This window comes from Oligosphaera ethanolica (assembly GCF_030814695.1).
GTDB lineage: Bacteria > Verrucomicrobiota > Lentisphaeria > Oligosphaerales > Oligosphaeraceae > Oligosphaera > Oligosphaera ethanolica.
This window is the reverse complement of sequence record NZ_JAUSVL010000001.1, coordinates 4142281-4160524: the sequence shown is the minus strand read 5'-3', so window position 1 is coordinate 4160524 and position 18244 is coordinate 4142281. Positions and strand designations below refer to the sequence as shown.

The following is an 18244-nucleotide window of genomic DNA, read 5'->3' as shown; positions in this document are numbered from 1 at the left end:
ACCATTGTGCAATAGACATAGCTAACGCGAATTATAGTTACTTTCCCCATAAATAACAAGCGTCTTGAAAATGTTTTATACTGGAAGAGTAATCGGTCAGTGATTGATAACGGATGCACGGCATGCCTCTCGCTGGCGCGTGGGACGCGGCGTGCCTCGCCAATGTGGCGCCCTCCGGGCGCAATTCTAACTTGCTATCATACCCCGGGTTGCGGCGCCCTCCGGGCGCCTCACCCGGGGCTATGCATGGTGCGGCCCTCCGGGCCGAACTTGGCCGATCAGGCAACCTGCTTTATCCGGTTCGGGCCAAAAACCACCATCATTCAATATCCATGTTTTTGCGCCGTAGGCGCTTAACCATGCTTAACCCCAGGCTTTAGCCTGGGGACGCAGCCTGCCAACAGACAGTGCCTCGTAGAGGCACCACAGTTTTGGTTATCAATGACAGACCGATTACCTGGAAGAAACAATTGCTCACGCAAGAATTCTGATATGCTCGTCATGAGCGTGGGACCATTTCCTCGCCATGTCGCTTAGGGGGCCAATACTGATGACGCACTGCTCCCGATGAACACGGTCAGGCAAGGACACAAAAACGGTGGCCACTCCTTCATGAAGACACGGCCACCAGCCTGCCCTGTGCAACCAGCTCTTGCGCTATTATTGTCGCCCCCTTCAGCGCGTCCCGGCTTGGTATGAGAAGCGCATGGGGCACTGATGATTGAGAGTGCCAGTACCGGCCTTGACCAGCGAGGCGACTTCATAGACCCGGCGCATGGTCTGTTCGGCCTGCTCCATGCCCCAGTCGTCCGTGAGGATCTGCCCACTCGGCCCAGCCCAGCCCATGGTGCCAAACTGGCAGGTCTGGTCGCCGTTGCCCACAATCAAACAGCCATGGCGTATAAAGGGCAGCCACGTCGATATAATCGTCGTCTCGGCACCGCCGGAACGACGGCCCGCGATAGCCATCACCGCCACGGCCTTGTTCGCCAACTTGAAATCCTGGTGGCGCAGGTAGCGCGTGCGCATGATGAACTTGGAAAACAGGTCCGAAGGCAGACCAAAATACACCGGCGTGGCAACGACAATGCCGTCGGCGGCGACCAGCTTTTCCATCACAGCGTCGAGATCGTCATGCTGCACGCAGGGCATGAACTCCTCGCGATCCTTGCGCTTTCCGCATACGCCACAGGCGAGACAGGCATCAAATTTGCATTCGCGCAGATTGACGCGCTCAAAATCAATCGCGCCGCCAAGCTTCGCGTTGGCCATCTCGACCGACTTGTCCAGAATCGCCGCGCTGTTGCTCTCCGTACGCGGACTGCAGTTCAAACCCACAATGCGAATCTTCATTTGCCCTTGTCTCCTTTTCGCGGACGTATCTTCTGTTTTCTTCGCGGACGTATCCGACGGATCCGACTGATCCGACCGATCAAGTCTGCCGGATCAGTCCGATCAGTCCGATCAGTCCGATCGGTCTGATCTTCTGTTTATCTCAGCACGTGCACGTCACCGGCGTGAATAGTCCGTATACTCCCGTCGGCCTGTTCCAAACGCAAGAAGCCCTCGGGGGTGATGCCTCGGGCGACGCCTTGGTGAAGCTGGCCATTTTGTTCGACCTTGACAGCGCAGTTATCGAGCACGGACGCGCTCCGCCATTCATCGAGGAACGCCGTAAGCCCGCCGTCAGCGAGCCACTGGTTGTAATCGCTTTCAAAGTGGTTGAGGATAGCCGCCAGGATGTCAGCGCGGGGCAAGGCCCGGCCAGCCAGTTGGCAGAGCGACCCGGCGCTGTCACGCAATTCCGGCGGCAGTTCCTCGCGGCTGACATTGACATTGACGCCAATGCCAACGACCACGTGGCTGGTCTTCATGTCGCGACAGTTCATTTCGCAAAGAATGCCGCTGATTTTGCGCCCGTCGGCCCACAGGTCATTCGGCCACTTGCATTTGAGGGGCCAGCTCGGACATTGCTCCAGCAGCGCCCGCCGCAAGGACAGCGCAGCCAGCAGAGCCAGCTGCGGAACCATCGCCGGCTCAATGCTCGGTCGCAGCACGAACGAAAAGTACAGATTGCGCCCAGGCGGCGAAAACCAGCTGCGGGTCATGCGGCCGCGGCCGCCACTCTGCGTCTCGGCGACGACGATCAGCCCGGCCGGGCAACCCGCCTCGGCCAACTCCAGAGCGCTGCGATTGGTCGATACCAGCTCCTGTTCGTAGATGAACTGCCGACCCAAAAAGCGTGTCGTCAACAACGGCGTCACCGCGGCGGCCGACGGCGGCGCCGATGTCAGTGCATTGTCCATACTCATGTCACTCCCCTGCCCGGTCGCACCAGCTGCCGCCCAAGATCTTCAGCGCCAGCCGGCAACCACGCCTGCGTCGGTCATATTTCCACTTCGGCAGGACAGATCACCGCCGGGTCCACGCCGTCATTGCGCTGCGGCAAGGCGACTTTCGTGGCCACCCAGCCACGGTGCACCAACGTGCCCTGGTAGGGGCCGTCACCGCTAACGCGGCCACTGAGGCGCAGCCGCCGCGAATCAAAACCGGCGGGGACGCTGAGCGCGTCCTGCTCGGCTTCTTCGCGAATAGCCATCACCCCAAAATACTTGGTGAGGACCTGCCGCGAATCCGCGTGGATCTTGCGGACGGCGGCGCCGACCTGCTCGTCACTGTAAGCGCCAATGTCCTCCTGCAAAAAGTCCACCAGCCGCGCTTCGCGCTGCAACAAGGTCAGGGTATAAACGGCGTCAGCGCCGGCCGGGGCTTTGGGCGCGACGGCCTTGGCCACCGGGGCGTCAGCGCCCGCTTTTTCAGCGGCGGGCGCAGGCAAAGCCGCGACGCCAGCGCCTTTTTCGAATGCCGCCCAGTATTCGGCGGCTTTCGGTGAGCGAATGATCTGCCAGAATGCCCGCCATGCCTGTGTAAAATGTCCCATGCTCGTATCCTTTATGCTCGCTATCAGTCTCTGCGGCCGCCCAGGAGGCCGGAGCGCAGGAGGAAGTACAGTAGGGTCAGAATGGCGCTGACGGCGCCGGCGACGTAGGTCAGAAACGCCGCGTTGAGAACGCTCGCCGCAGCGTCGCGTTCCTCATGGGTGACAATGCCACCATTGACCATCGCCACCTTGGCGCGCGCGCTGGCATTCCATTCCACCGGCAGCGTCACAATCGTGAACAGCACCGCCGCTGCAAACAGCAGCACGCCCACTTTTACCATGAACATGCTCTTCAGGAAGAGTCCGATGAAGAAGAGTATGTAGGAGAAGTTGCTGCCAAAGCTCGCCAGGGGCACCAGGCTCGTCCGCAAGCCCAGCCACGCGTAGTTGTCGGCATGCTGCAGGGCATGGCCGGCTTCATGGCAGGCCACGCCGATCGCCGCCAGCGACTCGCTGCCATAGACGTCCGGTGACAACCGCAGCGTCTTCGCCGTGGGATCGTAATGATCACTCAGAAAGCCCCCGACGCGCTCAATGCGGACATCGTTCACGCCAGCGCGCTGCAACATGGCCGCAGCAGCCTCGGCGCCCGTCAGCCCGCGCTGCGAACGCACCCGCGAATACTGGCTGAAGGCCGACTTGACATAAAACAACGCCAGCATGGACAGTAACAGCCCCGGCAGGGCTAGCATCCAATACAAGGGATCGAAACCTAGAAACATTGCGCACCTCCATCTTCTTACACCAGCACCGCCGGAGCAACCAGCCCACCGGCAACCGCAGCGCTATTTGTTGTTCGTATAACTATGTCGTAACCGACCGGTTCAGCTGATCACCTTCAAGAAGCACATCATGGCAATGGTCAGCGACGGCACGGCCAAGCAGTACATCACCAGCAGGACGCGAGCCATCACGGCCTCCCCCCGCTGATGCATCTGACACATGATAATCAAATTGTTCGCCGGCGGCACCGCCGCCTCCAGCATCAGCACCAGCACGCACACCGGGTCGTCGGGGATCAGCCCGCCGCGCCACAGCGCCATGGTGAAGAAGAAGCCCAGCACGGGCATCAACACCAGTTTGCCCAGCGCGACAACACTGAAAACCCGTAACGGCACACTCTCGCCAGTAGGTAAACGTTGCGCTAGCGTGGCCCCGAGGACCAGCAACGCACAGGGAAAAACCCCCTGGCTAACGAGTTCGCAGCTGTCAATCACAATGCGCAACGGCGCGTCGGCATCTACTATTAGAGCGCGTAAAAACGGCACGGTTCCCAGGATCACCCCCGTCGTCGAGGCCAAAATGGGCATATTCAGCACCTGCCGCAGCCGTAGCTCCCGCCAGGAATGGCCGGACAAATAGGGAAAGGCCACCAGCCATAACAATGGCGAATGACACATGAGAAAGATCGACACGTAGGCGACGCTCCGGCTGAGCGCGCCGCTGGGATCGTCGGCAAACACCGGCGCACTAGCGCATACCGCCGCTAGCAACGGCAACGGTAAATAGCTGGCGTTGCCAAAAGACGTCGCCGCACCGATGATCCGCGCGTTCTCCGGACCAATGCGGAACACGCGCCGCAGCAGCGCCGCAACAAGCAAACCGAAAGCGACGTACACCGCCGCAGCCACCATCAGCATGGGTAGCTTGCCGAGATTCTCCACGCTGGCATTCTGGCTCAGCGACGCCACCAGCAGACACGGCAGCATCACCATCATGATGATGTTGCTCAAGCAGGCCCGGCCTTCCTTCGTGATGACGCCACGCTTGCCAAGAACGACGCCCAGTAAAACCACCAGGACCAACTTGGCTACCGACAAAAAACTGACCAGAAATATCGTCACCGGAACTCCTTGGATACTAACACGCATACCGCTGCCCTAGAACATCTCCACCGGACAGGCCGGGATGGAATTGAGGAAGACGCGCCCGTAGCGCTTAGTAACGATGCGGCTGTCGAGTATGACCACGATGCCCGTGTCGTCCTTGGTGCGGATCAGGCGGCCGAAGCCCTGACGGAATTTGAGCACGGCGTCAGGCAGCGAGTACTCGAAGAAAGAATTGCGCCCTTCGCGCTCGGCTTTTTCGGTCCTCGCGGCGCTGAGCGGGTGGTCGGGCACGGCAAAAGGCAGGCGGGTGATAATCACATTGCTGAGCGCATCTCCTGGCACATCAACGCCGGTCCAGAAGCTGGCGGTGCCGAGGATGACCGCGCCTTCGGTCTGCTTGAAGCTCTCCAACATTTTGCGCGGCGTCATGCCTTCGCCCTGAATCATCATGGTGAGATGCTCTTCGGCGCAGAAGTCTTCCAGGCGCATGGCGATCTCGTGCATCATGTTGTAGCTGGTGAAGAGCACGAAAGCCCGGCCGTGGGTCAGGCGCAGATAATGCTGGATATACTTGGCCGCCTCCTCCTGAAAGGCCTCGGCCGCAGCGCGCGGATCGGGCATGTGATTACAGATGTGCAAGGTGACTTGGCGGCTGAAGTCAAAGGGCGTGTCGAGTATCAGCGTCCGCGCCTCTTCGGCACCCAGACGATGCTGGAAGTAGCCGATGTTGCCATCCACGGCGAGCGTCGCACTGGTGATAATCACCGGCGGGCGGGAGAAAAGCATGCCACGCATGATCGGCGCCACATCAACCGGCACAACGTTGAAGCTGATGTCCTGGCCATCCCGGCCCTGCCGTTCGAACCAATACACGTATTCGGGCAGCTCCATGGTAAAGAAGCTGTCCAGGGCGGCACACTGGTCCTTGAGTTCGTCGGCAGCAGCCGTGAGTTCCTGCTTGGTGCTCTGGTCGTCTTCACGCTGAATCAGCTGCCGCAGCTCGTAATCAAGGCGACGCAGCGGCTCAGCCAGGTAGTTGTTGATGTGCCCCGGCACCGTGTAGCGCAGGGGATTCTGGCGCTGGTCGGCCAGCCAGTCGTTCAGACGCTGAAAGAACAGCACGGCGCGCCGCCGGCAGTCGCTTACCGCCGCCCGCGCCGGGGCAGCGCTTTCGGCCATGAGCATGCCAGTCTTGCGCTCGTCGGAATACAAGCGGCCGAGCAAACGAAGGATGACGAAGGTGTCGGCCCGCAGGCCGAGGTGCGACGCCGCGCAGTCTTCCAGCGTGTGCCCCTCGTCGAGTATCACCGCCGAGTAGTCCGGCAGGATGCTGTCCGACACCTGCTCGGGGTCCGCGCAGCCGCTAACGCCGTCGTCGTTGCTCATAGCCAGCGCACTGAAAAACAGCGCGTGATTGGCGACCACGATCTGCGCCTGGTGGACGCTCCGCCGCACTTTCATCAGAAAGCAGCTGCGATAAAAGGTGCACTGCTTGTTGGTGCAGGTCCCACGCTCGCAGCAAACGCTGCTCCACAGTACCGGCGACAATCCCCCCGGGAAATCGCCGCGGTCGCCATTGCTGGTTTTTTCGGCCCAACGCAGCAGCCGCCCGAGCTCACCAAGGATCGAGTCATCGGGCAACAGCGTCTGGTCCATATCGGCCAGCTGGTTCAGGCGCCGCAGGCACAGGTAATTGCCGCGGCCCTTGGCGACTTCGGCGCGGATTTCCACGTCGAGCATCCTCTCCAGCAGCGGAATGTCGCGGCCGATGATTTGTTCCTGGAGATTGATCGTGTGCGTACTGACGACCACGGGCTTGCCAGTGGCCAAGGCATAATAGTAGGCCGGAACCAAGTAGGCAAAGGTCTTGCCGACGCCCGTTGGGGCCTCGACACAGAGGTTCGCACCGTCGTCCAGGGCTTCGGCTACCGCCTTCGCCATGGCGACCTGCTGGGGCCGTGGCTCATAACTAAAACCCGCCTTGGTGCTGGACGCCAAGCGCAATGGCGAGTCCGCGCCAAAGAATGCCTCCGTCTGCGCAACACTCATTCGCCAGCCTTCATCGTCGGCAAAGTCAGGCGGATCACTGGTGCATCGCCGTCTGCAGCCTCGTCCGCGCCTTCGTCGTGCACATGATTTGCCGGGACGACTTTCGGCAGCGGATCGCTCTTCACCGCCTCGGGCTCAGGCTCGGGCTCCGGCAGAGTCACCACCGGCTTCGCCGACGGCCCGTAATGCTCGGCATGCAGCTGATTGAGCACGGTGACCAAATCCTGCGCGGACAAATCCTGGTTGACATTCTCCATGAAGGTCACCGCGCGCGTGCCGCCGTCGCCATCGGGCACGGTGAATTCTCGCTGGTCGTTGATGACAATCGCCGTGCAGTAGGCGCCGACCAACTCCTTGGCGCTCTCCTCGTTGAGGTCAAAGAGGTCGATGAGCTGCACATGGAACTCGCTGGGCTTGTTGTCAATGGCGTCCAGCAGCACGCGAGTGAAATCGCCATAACGCGGCGTCCCGCCGGGAATAATGGCCAATATCTTGATCTTGGCGCCCTCGTAGCCTTCAAAACGCCCAGGGCCCTTGTAATCGGCGGCGTTTTCCGCCATGGGCCCGTCGCTCCCACAGCAACCGCCGGAATGGCTATGGCCACTGAATAGCTGCTTGCCGAACTCGGACCGCGTCAGCATATAGACCGCCACGCCCATAACGACCAGCATGATCGGCAGAACCACCCGCAACAACAAGCGGCGGCGACGGGCCTTTTCCATCTCCCAGCAGAGCTTCACTGCCTCGACTGAATGCGTGACATCACGCTCGGCAAAAAGGCTATCTGAGGATCTTTGCGATTGTTTGTCGGATGTGTCCATCCATACCTCCAAAAAGGCGCGATTATGCAACGGGCGTAACTCGAAAGATACACGCTGGAACAGGCAACATCAAATCAGCCAGAGCCATTTCCGGTCAGTCCGATCAGACCGATCAGACCGATCCGTCCGATCCGTCCGATCCGTCCGCGAATAACGGCAAAAGCGCACTGCGGCCCTTTCGCCGTCTATCCGAGCGTATATGTTTATGCGCGGCCTTCACCGTAGCGCCACCACGCCGCGACGGGCCGCGACAAGCTGGCAGACCGTGTATCCAGATGTGAACAAGGACAAACTCGCGTTATTTGTGAGGAGAAGGACGATGCGCTACGACATTCCAACGCAATGGGAACGGCAGGGGATGATTCTGGAACGGATGAAGACCGAAAAAGGCAGCAGCGTCGCGGGCGATCCCTGCATTGTCTGGGACGACGACATTCCCGGCTGGCGCATGGTGCTGTTTTTCAGCCCCCCCGGACACGCCCAGGCCATCTGCCCCAGCCGTGAAAATATCGGCCCCGGCCAGTGGCAGTTCCAAGGCCCACTGCTATTCAGCAATCCCGAGGCGCTCCTCGGTGGTCGCACCCATAAGCCCTTTGTGGTCATGGACGCCTTGCAGCCCAACCGCGCCGCAAAAGTCGACGGCCGCTTCTGGCTGGTCACCGTCAGCTACACCGGCCACAATAAGATCATCCAACGCGCCCACGCCGAAAAACTCGCCGGACCCTGGACACTGGAAACGACGCCGCTCATCGACCGCGGTGCCGACAACGATTTTGACGCCAAGCATTGCGACGCCGTCACCGGCTACTACTTCGCCGACCGGCAGGAATTTCTCTATTTTTACATGGGCTATCCGCTACAGCCCCAGGCGCGCGAGTTCAGTCCACGCGGCTCAGCGCAGGGCGTCGCCGTGCAGGGCATTGGCGACAGCCACGCGCGCAAGCTCGGCGTGATCCTGCCGCCCTGCCAGCAAGCCGGCCATTGGAGTTCCGGCTGGGTCGGCGGCCTGCAGCTCATTCCCGGCCGCAGTCATCGCTGGCTTGCCGTCATCAATGCCTCGCCGACGGCTCCCCTCAGCGGCGACCAGGCCGTCCACCGCGAAGAGCCACCCCCAAGCCTCGGCGGCTTCGCCTACTGCGACGACGAATACCCTGTGCGCGGCTGGACCTGGTGCCCCGATCCCATTGAGTGGGTTGATGACATCCCCGCTGACGCCATCGCCCAGGGCGAAGGCGTCAATCTCTGGCGCCAACACCTACTCTGTCTCCCCGACGGCCGCATGGCGCTCTATTACAACAGCGGCAGCTACGGCAAAGAACAACTCTACATGAAACTGTCCACACTACCGCAGTGACACGCCGTTCTCCAATCGGACGCGACGCTATCCAAAAATCCCCGCACGCTGCTTGCGATCTGCGCATAACCGCCTACTTTCTATCCCGACATCTTTCCCCCTACGTTTCACCCGACATATTCCCGCCTCACCCGCCGCACACCCCAGGGGCCCAAGCATGAGCAGCCCGCAGGACGTCATTGCAGCCTTCGAACACAGCGAGCGGCGAATCTTTGCCGCACTGGCGCGACAGCCCGTCCGCGACTTGACCGCCGACCATGACCGCTGCGAGGTCCGCGCGCTGTTGGCGCGGTCGCTGGGACTGGCGCGTATTCCGGCGCCGACCATGCGCGTGTCGGTCGTGGACGAAAAGTCCCTCGGCGGCTGTCATCTACAGTGCCTGGCGGGCACGAGCTGGCCCGGTGCCACCGTCACGGCGCATCTTTATTTGCCAGACACGCCGCCGCCCTGGCCAGTCGTGTTGGTCTGCTGCGGCCATGGCGCGCTGGGCAAGACGACCTACGCAGCCATGGGCCTGCGCCTAGCCAGGCAGGGCGCAGCCGCGCTAATCAATGACAATATCGGCCAGGGCGAACGGACGCCCATGGGCCACTGGCAAGTCACTGCGCCCTTCGCGCTGGGCTTCAGCGTCCAAGGCATGATCGTGCGCGAATCACTGGCCTGGCTGCAATGGCTGAAACAGGACCAGCGCTTCACTCGCCTGGGCGCCGCCGGCAACTCCGGTGGCGGCACCCTCACCATGTGCTTGGCAGCGCTATCCGACGATCTCGAAGCCATCGCTTCCACCGGCTACCCCAGCTCCTTCGAACTCATCGCCCGCAAGCAAAAAACGCACTGCCACTGTAATCTTTTCCCGGGCGCCATTGGCCGCTTTGACATGTGGGAACTCTATGCGCTCTTCGCACCACGCCCACTGCTCATCATGCAGGGCCGTTACGACAATCTCTTCCTGCTGGACAGCTTCCTGGCCACCGCCCGCAAGATCAAACACATCTACCAGGCGCTCGGCGCCCAAGAGGCCTTTGCCAGCGCCGTGCCAGATGGCCAGCACTCCTGGGATGCCCCGCGCCGCCAGCGCATCGGCGAATTTTTCGCCACGCACTTCGGCATCCGTACGCCCCTGCCGGACGACGAAGACTGCCGCGAGCCCATTCTCGACGCGACCTGCGCGCCCTGTCTGCCGTCCTGGCCAGCCGACGCGCTGAACGCCAATGCCCTCGCCGGCAACTTCACTGGCACACACTTGGACCCACCGCTAAAACTCTGGGACATCTACCCGCCGACGGGACTGCCCGGCCCCTGGCCGGCATTAAGCGACCGCGGCCCCAGCGAACAAATCCTCGCCCAATGGGAATGCTTTCTTGCCGATATCTAGTCGTCCCACCGCAACCAACATCACCACAACCCGAGGCTCGACCATGATGCAGTCTTTCGCCCTCAATGATCACGCCGATAGTTATCTGCCCGCCGACAAAAAATGGCAGCTCGTCTGGAATGACGAATTCGACGGCACCGAACTGGATACCAGTAAATGGAATTTCCGCCTCAATTTCTGGGGCCAGCGCTTCAAGGCCTTCACCGACGAGGGCGTCGTCCTCGACGGCCAGAGCCACCTGCAGCTCCACCTGGTCAAAAAAGACGGCTACTTCTGCTCACCACACCTGCAAACGGGCTCGCTGACCTACGATATACCCCGGGACCGCGAGGGCTTCTGGCCCTTCGGCAAAAAGCAGGAAGCCAAATTCATGCACCGCTATGGCTACTACGAAATCCGCTGCCGCTTCCCGAAAAACGACGGCTGGTGGTCGGCCTTCTGGCTGCAATCGCCCAGCATCGGCGCCCATCCCGACCCCCGCCGCGCCGGCGTCGAATGCGACGTCATGGAAAATTACCGCATGTACAAGAACAAAAAAATCATCGGCGGCAATATCTGGGGCGGCTACGGCGCCGATGGCCGCGGCCACGGCCACTTCAACTGGCCCTTCGAAGAAACCGCCGACCGCTGGCACTACTACGGCGTGCACTGGCACCCCAATGGCTACGTCTTTTACGCCGACGGCAAGGAAGTCGGCAGGGTCTCGCCCGACCCCAATGACGCCCGAAAAATCCTCGACGACGAAGGCAAACTCGCCGGTTTCGCCGGCGCTGTCGCCACCGGACCCGTGTCCGATGTCGAACAGTTCATCCTCGTCTCCACTGAATGCCACGGCTACCGCCAAACCGGCAAGCACGACCCGTCCCTCGAAGAAGCCATCCTCCCCGATTTCTTCGAAGTGGACTTCGTCCGCGTCTTTGACGAAATGCCTTGATGAATAGGCAACCGCGAAGGACAACATGATGGACGGCCGCGACGGCATCGTCAGCGAAAAATGCCGCGAGAAGGCCCTGCGACTCCTCGAAATGCGCCCGCACGCCAGCGGCGAAATCCGCTTGAAGCTGCGCAAGAACCGCGATTTCCCGCCGGCCGTCATTGAGGAAATCATCAGTGATTTCACTCGCGTGGGCCTCCTCAACGACCGGCAGTTCGTGGCGCTCTTCTGCGAGGAGAAGAAGAGCGCCATGACGCCTCCCGGGCGCTACAAGGTCGCGCTGGCCCTGCGCCGCAAAGGCCTGCCCGCCGACATCATCAACGAGGTCATGGCTGAGGTCTGGGACCGCCATGACGGCCTCACCGATGATGATGGCAACTTCGACGACGACGGGCTGTCGCCCGAACTCGCCCGCGCCATCCGCGCCGCCACGCCCAAATGGCAGTCGCTATGCCGCCGCGCCGAGCCATCGCCACAGCTACGCGTCAAGCTCATGCGCTTCCTGGCCGGCCGCGGCTACGCCGGCGACATCATCCGCCAGGCCAGCGACCGCGTCTGCTGCCAACGCGAATAGCCCACCCTTGCCGATACTTCGCCTGCCGTTGCACTCTTTTTGGTGTCGGTACCACCACCAGCCATCCGACCGATCAGACCGATCAGACCGATCAGACCGATCCGACCGATCAGACCGATCAGACCGATCAGAAATCGGATCAGACCGATCAGAAATCGGATCCGTCCGATCCGTCCGATCCGTCCGATCCGTCCGATCCGTCCGCGAGAAATGACAGACGCTCCGTCCGCTCCGTCCGCGATTAATGACAGACGATCCGACCGATCCGTCCGCGAGAAATGACAGACGCTCCGTCCGCTCCGTCCGCGAAAAAAGACAGCAGATCCGTCCGCGAAAACAAGAAAAAAGATCTGCAAGGCCCAGCGGTGGTACTGTCCCGCAACGGCCATCCTCGGTGCCTGTTTGGATGCCCCTATGCGAACAGCGCTTTGACAAAGTCCGTGGCGACAAAGGGCTGCAAGTCGTCCACCTGCTCACCAAGTCCGACAAAACGCACTGGATAGCCCAGCTCTTCGTTGATCGCCACGACCACGCCGCCGCGGCCGGTGCCATCAAGCTTGGTCAGCACCAATCCGGTTATGGGAAACAGTTTGCCGAATTCCCGCGCCTGATTGAGCGCGTTTGTGCCTGTCGAGGCATCGACCGTCAGCCATATCTCATGCGGTGCGTCGGGCATCTCCTTGCTGATTACACGCTTCACCTTCTCCAGTTCGGCCATCAGATCACGGCGGGTATGCTGACGACCAGCGGTGTCAATCAAAACCATGTCCATGCCACGCTGCTTGCCGGAACGCACTGCGTCAAATGCCACCGCCGCCGCGTCACCGCCATGTTTGCCGGCGACCACGGGACAGCCAACGCGCTCGCCCCAAATGCAGAGTTGTTCAATGCCCGCGGCCCGAAAGGTATCCCCGGCAGCCAACAGGACTTTCTTGCCCGAGGCGGCAAAATAATGCGCCAGCTTCGCCACGCTCGTGGTCTTGCCGCTGCCATTGACCCCGACCATCATCACCACCGTCGGGCCGGCCACGGCTTCATGCATCGGCGACGAGGACGTCGGCAAAGACGCCAGAATGCTCTCCCGAGCCACGGCGAGGACGTCCTCGCCCGTCGCGATCAGGCCGCGTTCATAGCGGTCACGAATCTCATTCACCAGCCGCGCGCTAATCTCTACGCCCAGATCCGTCGCAATCAGCGCCGCCTCCAGCCGTTCGTAGGTCTCGGCCGTCCAGGCCCCCGTCTGGGTGCCCAGAATGCCCTGCAGACTACGCAGCAGCGAGGTCTTGGTCTTCTGTAAGCCCCGTTGAAAAAATTGGAAAAGCGATGGCATGCCTACCCCCCCGTTACGACTTGGCGCCAGCGCCTGCGCCTGCACCATCGCCATCGCCAGCAGCGGCATCTGCCGCGAGCTGTTTCTTGACGATCGCGCGGCGGACATTGTCCAGCACGCCATTGATAAAGCGCGGCGACTCAGCCTGCCCGAAACGCTTAGCCAGCTCGACAGCCTCGTTGATCGCCGTCGCCGGCGTCACCTTGCCCACTTTGCTGATCTCATAGGCGGACAGGCGCAAAATGGCCCGATCGACCGCACTGATGCGCTCAAGGCTCCAATTGAGGGCGGCGGGACGAATCATGTCATCGAGTTCGCGGTGATGCTCCGTGACGCCTGCGACCAGCTGCCAGGCGTACTCCCGGGCTTTGTTGCAGTCGTCAGGATTGAGTTCGGCATCAATTTCGGCAAGCAGTCCGTCCGTTGCCAACAGCTCGTCAAAGTTTTCAAGCAGGTTGCTGTCTGGCTCCCAGGTCTTCTGCATGTCCAGCTGGTAGAGCATCTGCATGGCGCTGGTTCGCGCCCAGAAACGGCGGCGTCTGAACAACGCGCCGCCCTTGTCTCCTGGTTGCTTCTCCTTTGGCATGCCTCACTTAGCCTCCGGCAAAACCCGCAGCAGATTGGCCATCTCAATGGCTGTCTCGGCGGCGGTGCTGCCACGGTTGCCGGCTTTGCAGCCGGAACGCTCAATGGCCTGCTCAATGTTTTCGGTGGTAACCACCCCGTAGATCACCGGCACGCCGCTTTCCAGCGACACCTGAGCCAGGCCTTTGGAGACCTCGGCGTTCACGTAATTGGCATGCGCCGTCGAGCCTTGAATCACCACGCCCAGCGCAATGACACCGTGGTAGCGGCCAGAAGCCACCAGCTTCTTGGCTACCAGCGGGATCTCATAGGAGCCCGGCACCCAAGCGGTCTCAATGTCCTTGGCAGACGCACCGTGCCGCAGCAGGCAGTCAACCGCTCCGCCCAAAAGCTTCGAAACAAAAAATTCGTTGAAACGCGAACAGACGATGGCGAAACGCAATCCCGCCGCATTCAAACCGCCTTCGTAGGTCTTCACTTCTGCTGTCATGGCTACTGCCCTTTCTGCTTGGTATTTCAAAAAGCCAGTTCAATTTTCTTGATATCCGACCGCCCTGCCGCCCTGCGGGTCAGAGCATGTGCTCCATGCGTTCTTTCTTGGTCTTCAGATACGCCTCGTCATGCTGCTGCGGGGGGATCACCAGCGGTTCGCGCCCCGTGATACTCAGGCCGTAGCCCTGTAGCCCCACCAGTTTCTTCGGGTTATTCGTCAGCAGCCGGATGCTCTTCACGCCAATGCTCTGCAGAATCTGCGCGCCGATGCCGTATTCACGCAGATCAGGTGCAAAACCCAGGCGAACATTGGCGTCGACGGTATCCAGCCCTTTCTCCTGCAGATGATAGGCATGCAGCTTATTGGCCAGGCCGATTCCCCGCCCTTCCTGCCGCATATACACAATGACCCCCGAGCCATTTTCGACGATACGCCGCATCGCGGCGTCGAGCTGCTGACCGCAGTCGCAGCGCATGGAATGGAAGACGTCGCCCGTCAGGCACTCGCTGTGCACTCGCGTCAGCACGTTTTCCTTGTCGATGATATCGCCGTAGACCAGCGCGAGATGCTCGCGCCCATCATGCTTGGCCACGAAGCAGTGCAGCATGAACTCGCCGTAAGGCGTCGGCAATTTCACCCTCTGCACCCGCTCGACCATGCTTTCCGTGCGGCGGCGGTATTCGATCAGATGGGCCACGCAGCCGAGCTTCAAGCCGTGCTTGCGGGCGAATACTTCCAGCTGTGGCAGGCGCGCCATACTGCCGTCCTCATTCAGAATCTCGCAAATCACCCCATAAGGAGACATGCCAGCGATGCGCATCAAATCCACCGACGCTTCCGTGTGACCCGCCCGAACCAACACGCCGCCCTCGCGGGCAATCAGCGGAAACACATGGCCCGGCGAATGAAAATCGCCAGCCAGGCAACGAGGGTCCGCCAGCTTTTGGGCCGTCAAGGCCCGGTCAAAGGCGGAAATGCCCGTCGTCGTGCCCTCGTTGGCATCCACGCTGACCGTAAAGCAGGTCCCCAGCGGGTCCGTATTGCGCGTCATTTCGTTCAGCCCCAGTTCCAGGGCGCGCTTGCTCGGCATCGGCACGCACATCAAACCACGTGCATGCGTAACCATGAAATTCACAGCCTCCGGAGTCACTTTCTCCGCTGCCATGATCACATCGCCCTCGTTCTCGCGGTGCTCGTCGTCCGTCAAGACGATCATCTCGCCGGCTGCCAGGGCCTTGCTAAGTTCTTCTACCGTGCTGAACATGCCTCTGTCCTTTGTTACCCGCCGCTCACTGTCGGCTGTTCATCAACCTACCTTCGCCCGGGGCAACGCAAAGGCACGGCAATCAATCCAGAACAACGCCTGAACGCCACTCTGAACCAACGCCATACACAACAGCAAGACATCACTTTCATCCAGACTGTCACTGTCGGTCACGGTATCGCACCGTGTCAGCCCTCAAACCACTGATGCCATCGACATCAGCAGCCACTGCTCGCACATTGAGGACGGGCGGACTGTCACCGCCGATCGGGAATTGCACCCTGCCCCGAAATACCTTGCTGTAAAAACGCCTAATATACCCGCAAAACCTGCCTTTAGCAATAGAGCATTCCGCCTGCGACTGCTCTCGACTGCTCTCGACTGCACTCGACTGCACTCGACTGCACTCGACTGCTCTCGACTGCACTCGACTGCTCTCGACTGCACTCGACTGCCGCCGGGACGGCGGCGCTCCCAGGAGTCCCGGAAGTCGGCCAAACAGTCCCTTGAGTCCAATGCGTCATTCCCCGTGGTCCCGAAAGTCTCCACGGTCCAATCCATGGGATCATGCCTCATGAGTCCGTGAGTCCTCGCCCCAGTGCGCCGCGCCAATTAGCCCGCACGGTCCCTGGCGTTCCTTGGAACCGCCAGTATCAATGGGTGAGGCATTACAACCTTTTGTTACTGCCCCTTTGCCGTCGGTTGCCACAAGTCATTCCTAAATTATATTGTGCAGTTTGTATTCGTTATGCCTCCGGCGCCGCATCTCCGCAGGCGACGGTCCGTTATTGTTGCCCAAGACCCGCTAACGGCAAGTCCCGAAGTAAAAAAACACCCCCTTGCAGCCAGAAAAACCGCATCAATTATGAAATTATCCCAGCTTGTCGGCCAACGCCTCAAAGAAGCCCCCCGTGATGCCCAGACGGCCAGCCACATTTTTCTGATCCGGGGCGGCTATGTGCGCCTCGTATCCGCTGGCCTCTACACGTTGTTGCCCCTCGGCCGGCGCATCACCCGCAAAATTGAGCAGATTCTGCGCGAGGAAATGGACCGCGTCGACGGCCAGGAGATCCGCATGCCGGTGGTCCTGCCGGCGGAACTCTGGGAGGAAAGCGGCCGCTATGCCAAGGTCGGCAGCGAGCTCCTGCGTTTCAAGGACCGCAATGGCAAGGACATGCTCCTGGGCATGACCCACGAGGAAGCTGTCGTTCAGGTCGCCCGCACCGAGCTGGTGTCCTACAAGCAGCTGCCGTCCATGCTCTACCAGATTCAGACCAAGTACCGCGACGAGGCCCGTCCCCGCGCCGGGCTCATCCGCGTCCGCGAATTCACCATGAAGGACGCGTACAGCTTCCACGGCTCTCAGGATTGCCTGGAGAAGTACTACGAGCGCTGCCACGAAGCCTACGTGCGCATCTTCAAGCGCATCGGCCTCAAGCAGTGCCTGTCCATTCTCTCAGATTCCGGCATGATGGGCGGCGCCGTGTCCCATGAATTCATGGCCATCGCCGATTGCGGTGAAGATACCATCTTTGCTTCGCCCGACGGCAGCTACCGCGCCAACCGCGAAGTCGCCGTGGCCAAGCTCGCCTTCGCCAAGGATGCGCCACTGCCTCTCAACAAGGTCCACACGCCCGGCTGCAAGACCATCGCCGACGTCGCCGCCTTCCTCAAACTCAGCCCCGCACAGACCTGCAAGGCCGTGTTCTACAAGGATCAGGACAACAAGCTGGTCTTCGTCTGCATCCGCGGCGATCTTGAGGTCAACGAAGCTAAATTGCGCAAGGCTATTCAGTGCCCCGAAATCGACTTTGCCAACGACGAGCTCATCCGCGCCGCCGGGACCGTCCCCGGCTTCGCGTCGCTGCTGGGTATCGACGCGAAAAAGATCCGCGTGGTGGTCGACCCCTCTGTCAGCGAATCCAGCAACCTCGTCGTCGGCGCCAATGAAGAAGACCACCACATGCTCAACTTCAATTTTGCGCGCGATGCAGCCGGCCGCGAGCACATCATGATCACCGACATCGCGACCGTGCGCGAAGGCGATCCCTGCCCCCTCACCGGCCAGCCGCTCCAGGCCCTCAAGGGCATCGAAGTCGGCAATATCTTCCAGCTTGGCACCAAGTATTCCGCGCCAATGGCCTGCAACTACCTCGACCAGGACGGCAAAAGCAAGCCCATGATCATGGGCTGCTACGGCATCGGCGTCGGCCGCGCCATGGCCGCCGTCATCGAACAATGCCATGACGACTATGGCCCCGTTTGGCCTATGGCCATCGCGCCATTCCAGGTACACCTCATCGGCCTCAATATCAATCAGCCCGAGGTTCGCCAAGCATGCGACAATCTCTACCAGAGCCTCCTCGATGCCGGCATTGACGCCCTCTACGACGACCGCGGCGAAAAGGCCGGCTTCGCCTTCGCCGACGCCGATCTCATCGGCGTGCCCCTGCGCCTCGTCGTTTCGCCCAAGACCTTGGCCCAAAGCCAGGTCGAATTTAAACAACGCAACTGGGGCAAGCGCTCCGAACTCATTGCCCTGGACGGCGTCTTACCCTTCGTCCAGCAGCAAATCCAGGAGCTCATGGCACTCTGCCGCCCTGACACGCCTACGGCCTGAGTAGCCATTGTCTACGACGCCGCGCCAGGGCTAGTGCCCGGCCACAGCGCCGTACACCACCGGAACCGCCCCGCT

General features: G+C 61.0%; 16 protein-coding genes and 1 riboswitch. Of the genes, 5 read left to right on the top strand and 11 right to left on the bottom strand.

What is annotated here, in order from left to right; genetic code table 11:
- Positions 1 to 675: 675 nt before the first annotated feature.
- The 7 genes from J3R75_RS14520 to J3R75_RS14490 all read right to left on the bottom strand — a co-directional run bounded on the left by J3R75_RS14520 (position 676) and on the right by J3R75_RS14490 (position 7640).
- A complete protein-coding gene (locus tag J3R75_RS14520; RefSeq protein ID WP_307262884.1) occupies positions 676 to 1353 on the bottom strand; it encodes a flavodoxin family protein in 678 nt (225 codons plus the stop codon).
- 137 nt (positions 1354 to 1490) lie between these two features.
- Positions 1491 to 2312: a biotin--[acetyl-CoA-carboxylase] ligase gene (locus J3R75_RS14515; RefSeq protein ID WP_307262881.1), complete on the bottom strand. Its 822-nt coding sequence runs from the start codon at positions 2310 to 2312 to the stop codon at positions 1491 to 1493.
- Between the two features lie 74 nt (positions 2313 to 2386).
- Complete coding sequence (locus J3R75_RS14510) at positions 2387 to 2941, bottom strand: DUF2760 domain-containing protein (RefSeq protein WP_307262879.1); 555 nt, start codon at positions 2939 to 2941, stop codon at positions 2387 to 2389.
- A gap of 23 nt (positions 2942 to 2964) precedes the next feature.
- Positions 2965 to 3663: a zinc metallopeptidase gene (locus J3R75_RS14505; protein WP_307262876.1), complete on the bottom strand. Its 699-nt coding sequence runs from the start codon at positions 3661 to 3663 to the stop codon at positions 2965 to 2967.
- 102 nt (positions 3664 to 3765) lie between these two features.
- The gene (locus J3R75_RS14500; RefSeq protein ID WP_307262874.1) at positions 3766 to 4785 is read right to left on the bottom strand and encodes an AEC family transporter; all 1020 of its coding nucleotides are present in this window, start codon (positions 4783 to 4785) and stop codon (positions 3766 to 3768) included.
- Positions 4786 to 4821: 36 nt separating this feature from the next.
- Positions 4822 to 6819 carry an ATP-dependent DNA helicase gene (locus J3R75_RS14495; RefSeq protein WP_307262872.1) on the bottom strand — a complete coding sequence of 666 codons (1998 nt, stop codon included), beginning with the start codon at positions 6817 to 6819 and terminating at the stop codon, positions 4822 to 4824.
- Positions 6816 to 7640 carry a hypothetical protein gene (locus J3R75_RS14490; RefSeq protein ID WP_307262869.1) on the bottom strand — a complete coding sequence of 275 codons (825 nt, stop codon included), beginning with the start codon at positions 7638 to 7640 and terminating at the stop codon, positions 6816 to 6818. Before J3R75_RS14490 ends, J3R75_RS14495 begins: the two co-directional genes overlap by 4 nt.
- 319 nt (positions 7641 to 7959) lie before the next feature.
- Here J3R75_RS14490 and J3R75_RS14485 point away from each other — a divergent pair, with 319 nt between their 5' ends.
- From J3R75_RS14485 to J3R75_RS14470, 4 genes are all read left to right on the top strand, one after another.
- A complete protein-coding gene (locus J3R75_RS14485; protein ID WP_307262867.1) occupies positions 7960 to 8994 on the top strand; it encodes a hypothetical protein in 1035 nt (344 codons plus the stop codon).
- Positions 8995 to 9151: 157 nt separating this feature from the next.
- The gene (locus J3R75_RS14480; protein WP_307262865.1) at positions 9152 to 10369 is read left to right on the top strand and encodes an alpha/beta hydrolase family protein; all 1218 of its coding nucleotides are present in this window, start codon (positions 9152 to 9154) and stop codon (positions 10367 to 10369) included.
- Positions 10370 to 10412: 43 nt separating this feature from the next.
- Entirely contained in the window at positions 10413 to 11303 is an 891-nt protein-coding gene (locus J3R75_RS14475) for a glycoside hydrolase family 16 protein (RefSeq protein ID WP_307262863.1), read from the top strand.
- 25 nt (positions 11304 to 11328) lie between these two features.
- Positions 11329 to 11877, top strand: a complete 549-nt coding sequence (locus J3R75_RS14470; protein ID WP_307262860.1) for a regulatory protein RecX — start codon at positions 11329 to 11331, stop codon at positions 11875 to 11877.
- Positions 11878 to 12289: 412 nt separating this feature from the next.
- Here the strand turns inward: J3R75_RS14470 and ftsY are convergent, their stop codons facing one another.
- The 4 genes from ftsY to J3R75_RS14450 form a co-directional block, all read right to left on the bottom strand.
- Positions 12290 to 13207, bottom strand: a complete 918-nt coding sequence (gene ftsY / locus J3R75_RS14465) for a signal recognition particle-docking protein FtsY (protein WP_307262857.1) — start codon at positions 13205 to 13207, stop codon at positions 12290 to 12292.
- Between the two features lie 13 nt (positions 13208 to 13220).
- Entirely contained in the window at positions 13221 to 13793 is a 573-nt protein-coding gene (nusB, locus tag J3R75_RS14460) for a transcription antitermination factor NusB (protein ID WP_307262854.1), read from the bottom strand.
- Between the two features lie 3 nt (positions 13794 to 13796).
- Positions 13797 to 14270, bottom strand: a complete 474-nt coding sequence (gene ribH, locus J3R75_RS14455) for a 6,7-dimethyl-8-ribityllumazine synthase (protein ID WP_370882405.1) — start codon at positions 14268 to 14270, stop codon at positions 13797 to 13799.
- A 91-nt stretch (positions 14271 to 14361) separates the two neighbouring features.
- Complete coding sequence (locus J3R75_RS14450) at positions 14362 to 15549, bottom strand: bifunctional 3,4-dihydroxy-2-butanone-4-phosphate synthase/GTP cyclohydrolase II (RefSeq protein WP_307262847.1); 1188 nt, start codon at positions 15547 to 15549, stop codon at positions 14362 to 14364.
- Between the two features lie 136 nt (positions 15550 to 15685).
- Positions 15686 to 15847, bottom strand: a riboswitch (FMN riboswitch).
- A gap of 567 nt (positions 15848 to 16414) precedes the next feature.
- On the opposite strand from J3R75_RS14450, the gene J3R75_RS14445 reads away from it, so the two are divergent.
- Complete coding sequence (locus tag J3R75_RS14445) at positions 16415 to 18169, top strand: proline--tRNA ligase (protein WP_307262845.1); 1755 nt, start codon at positions 16415 to 16417, stop codon at positions 18167 to 18169.
- Positions 18170 to 18244 lie beyond the last annotated feature (75 nt).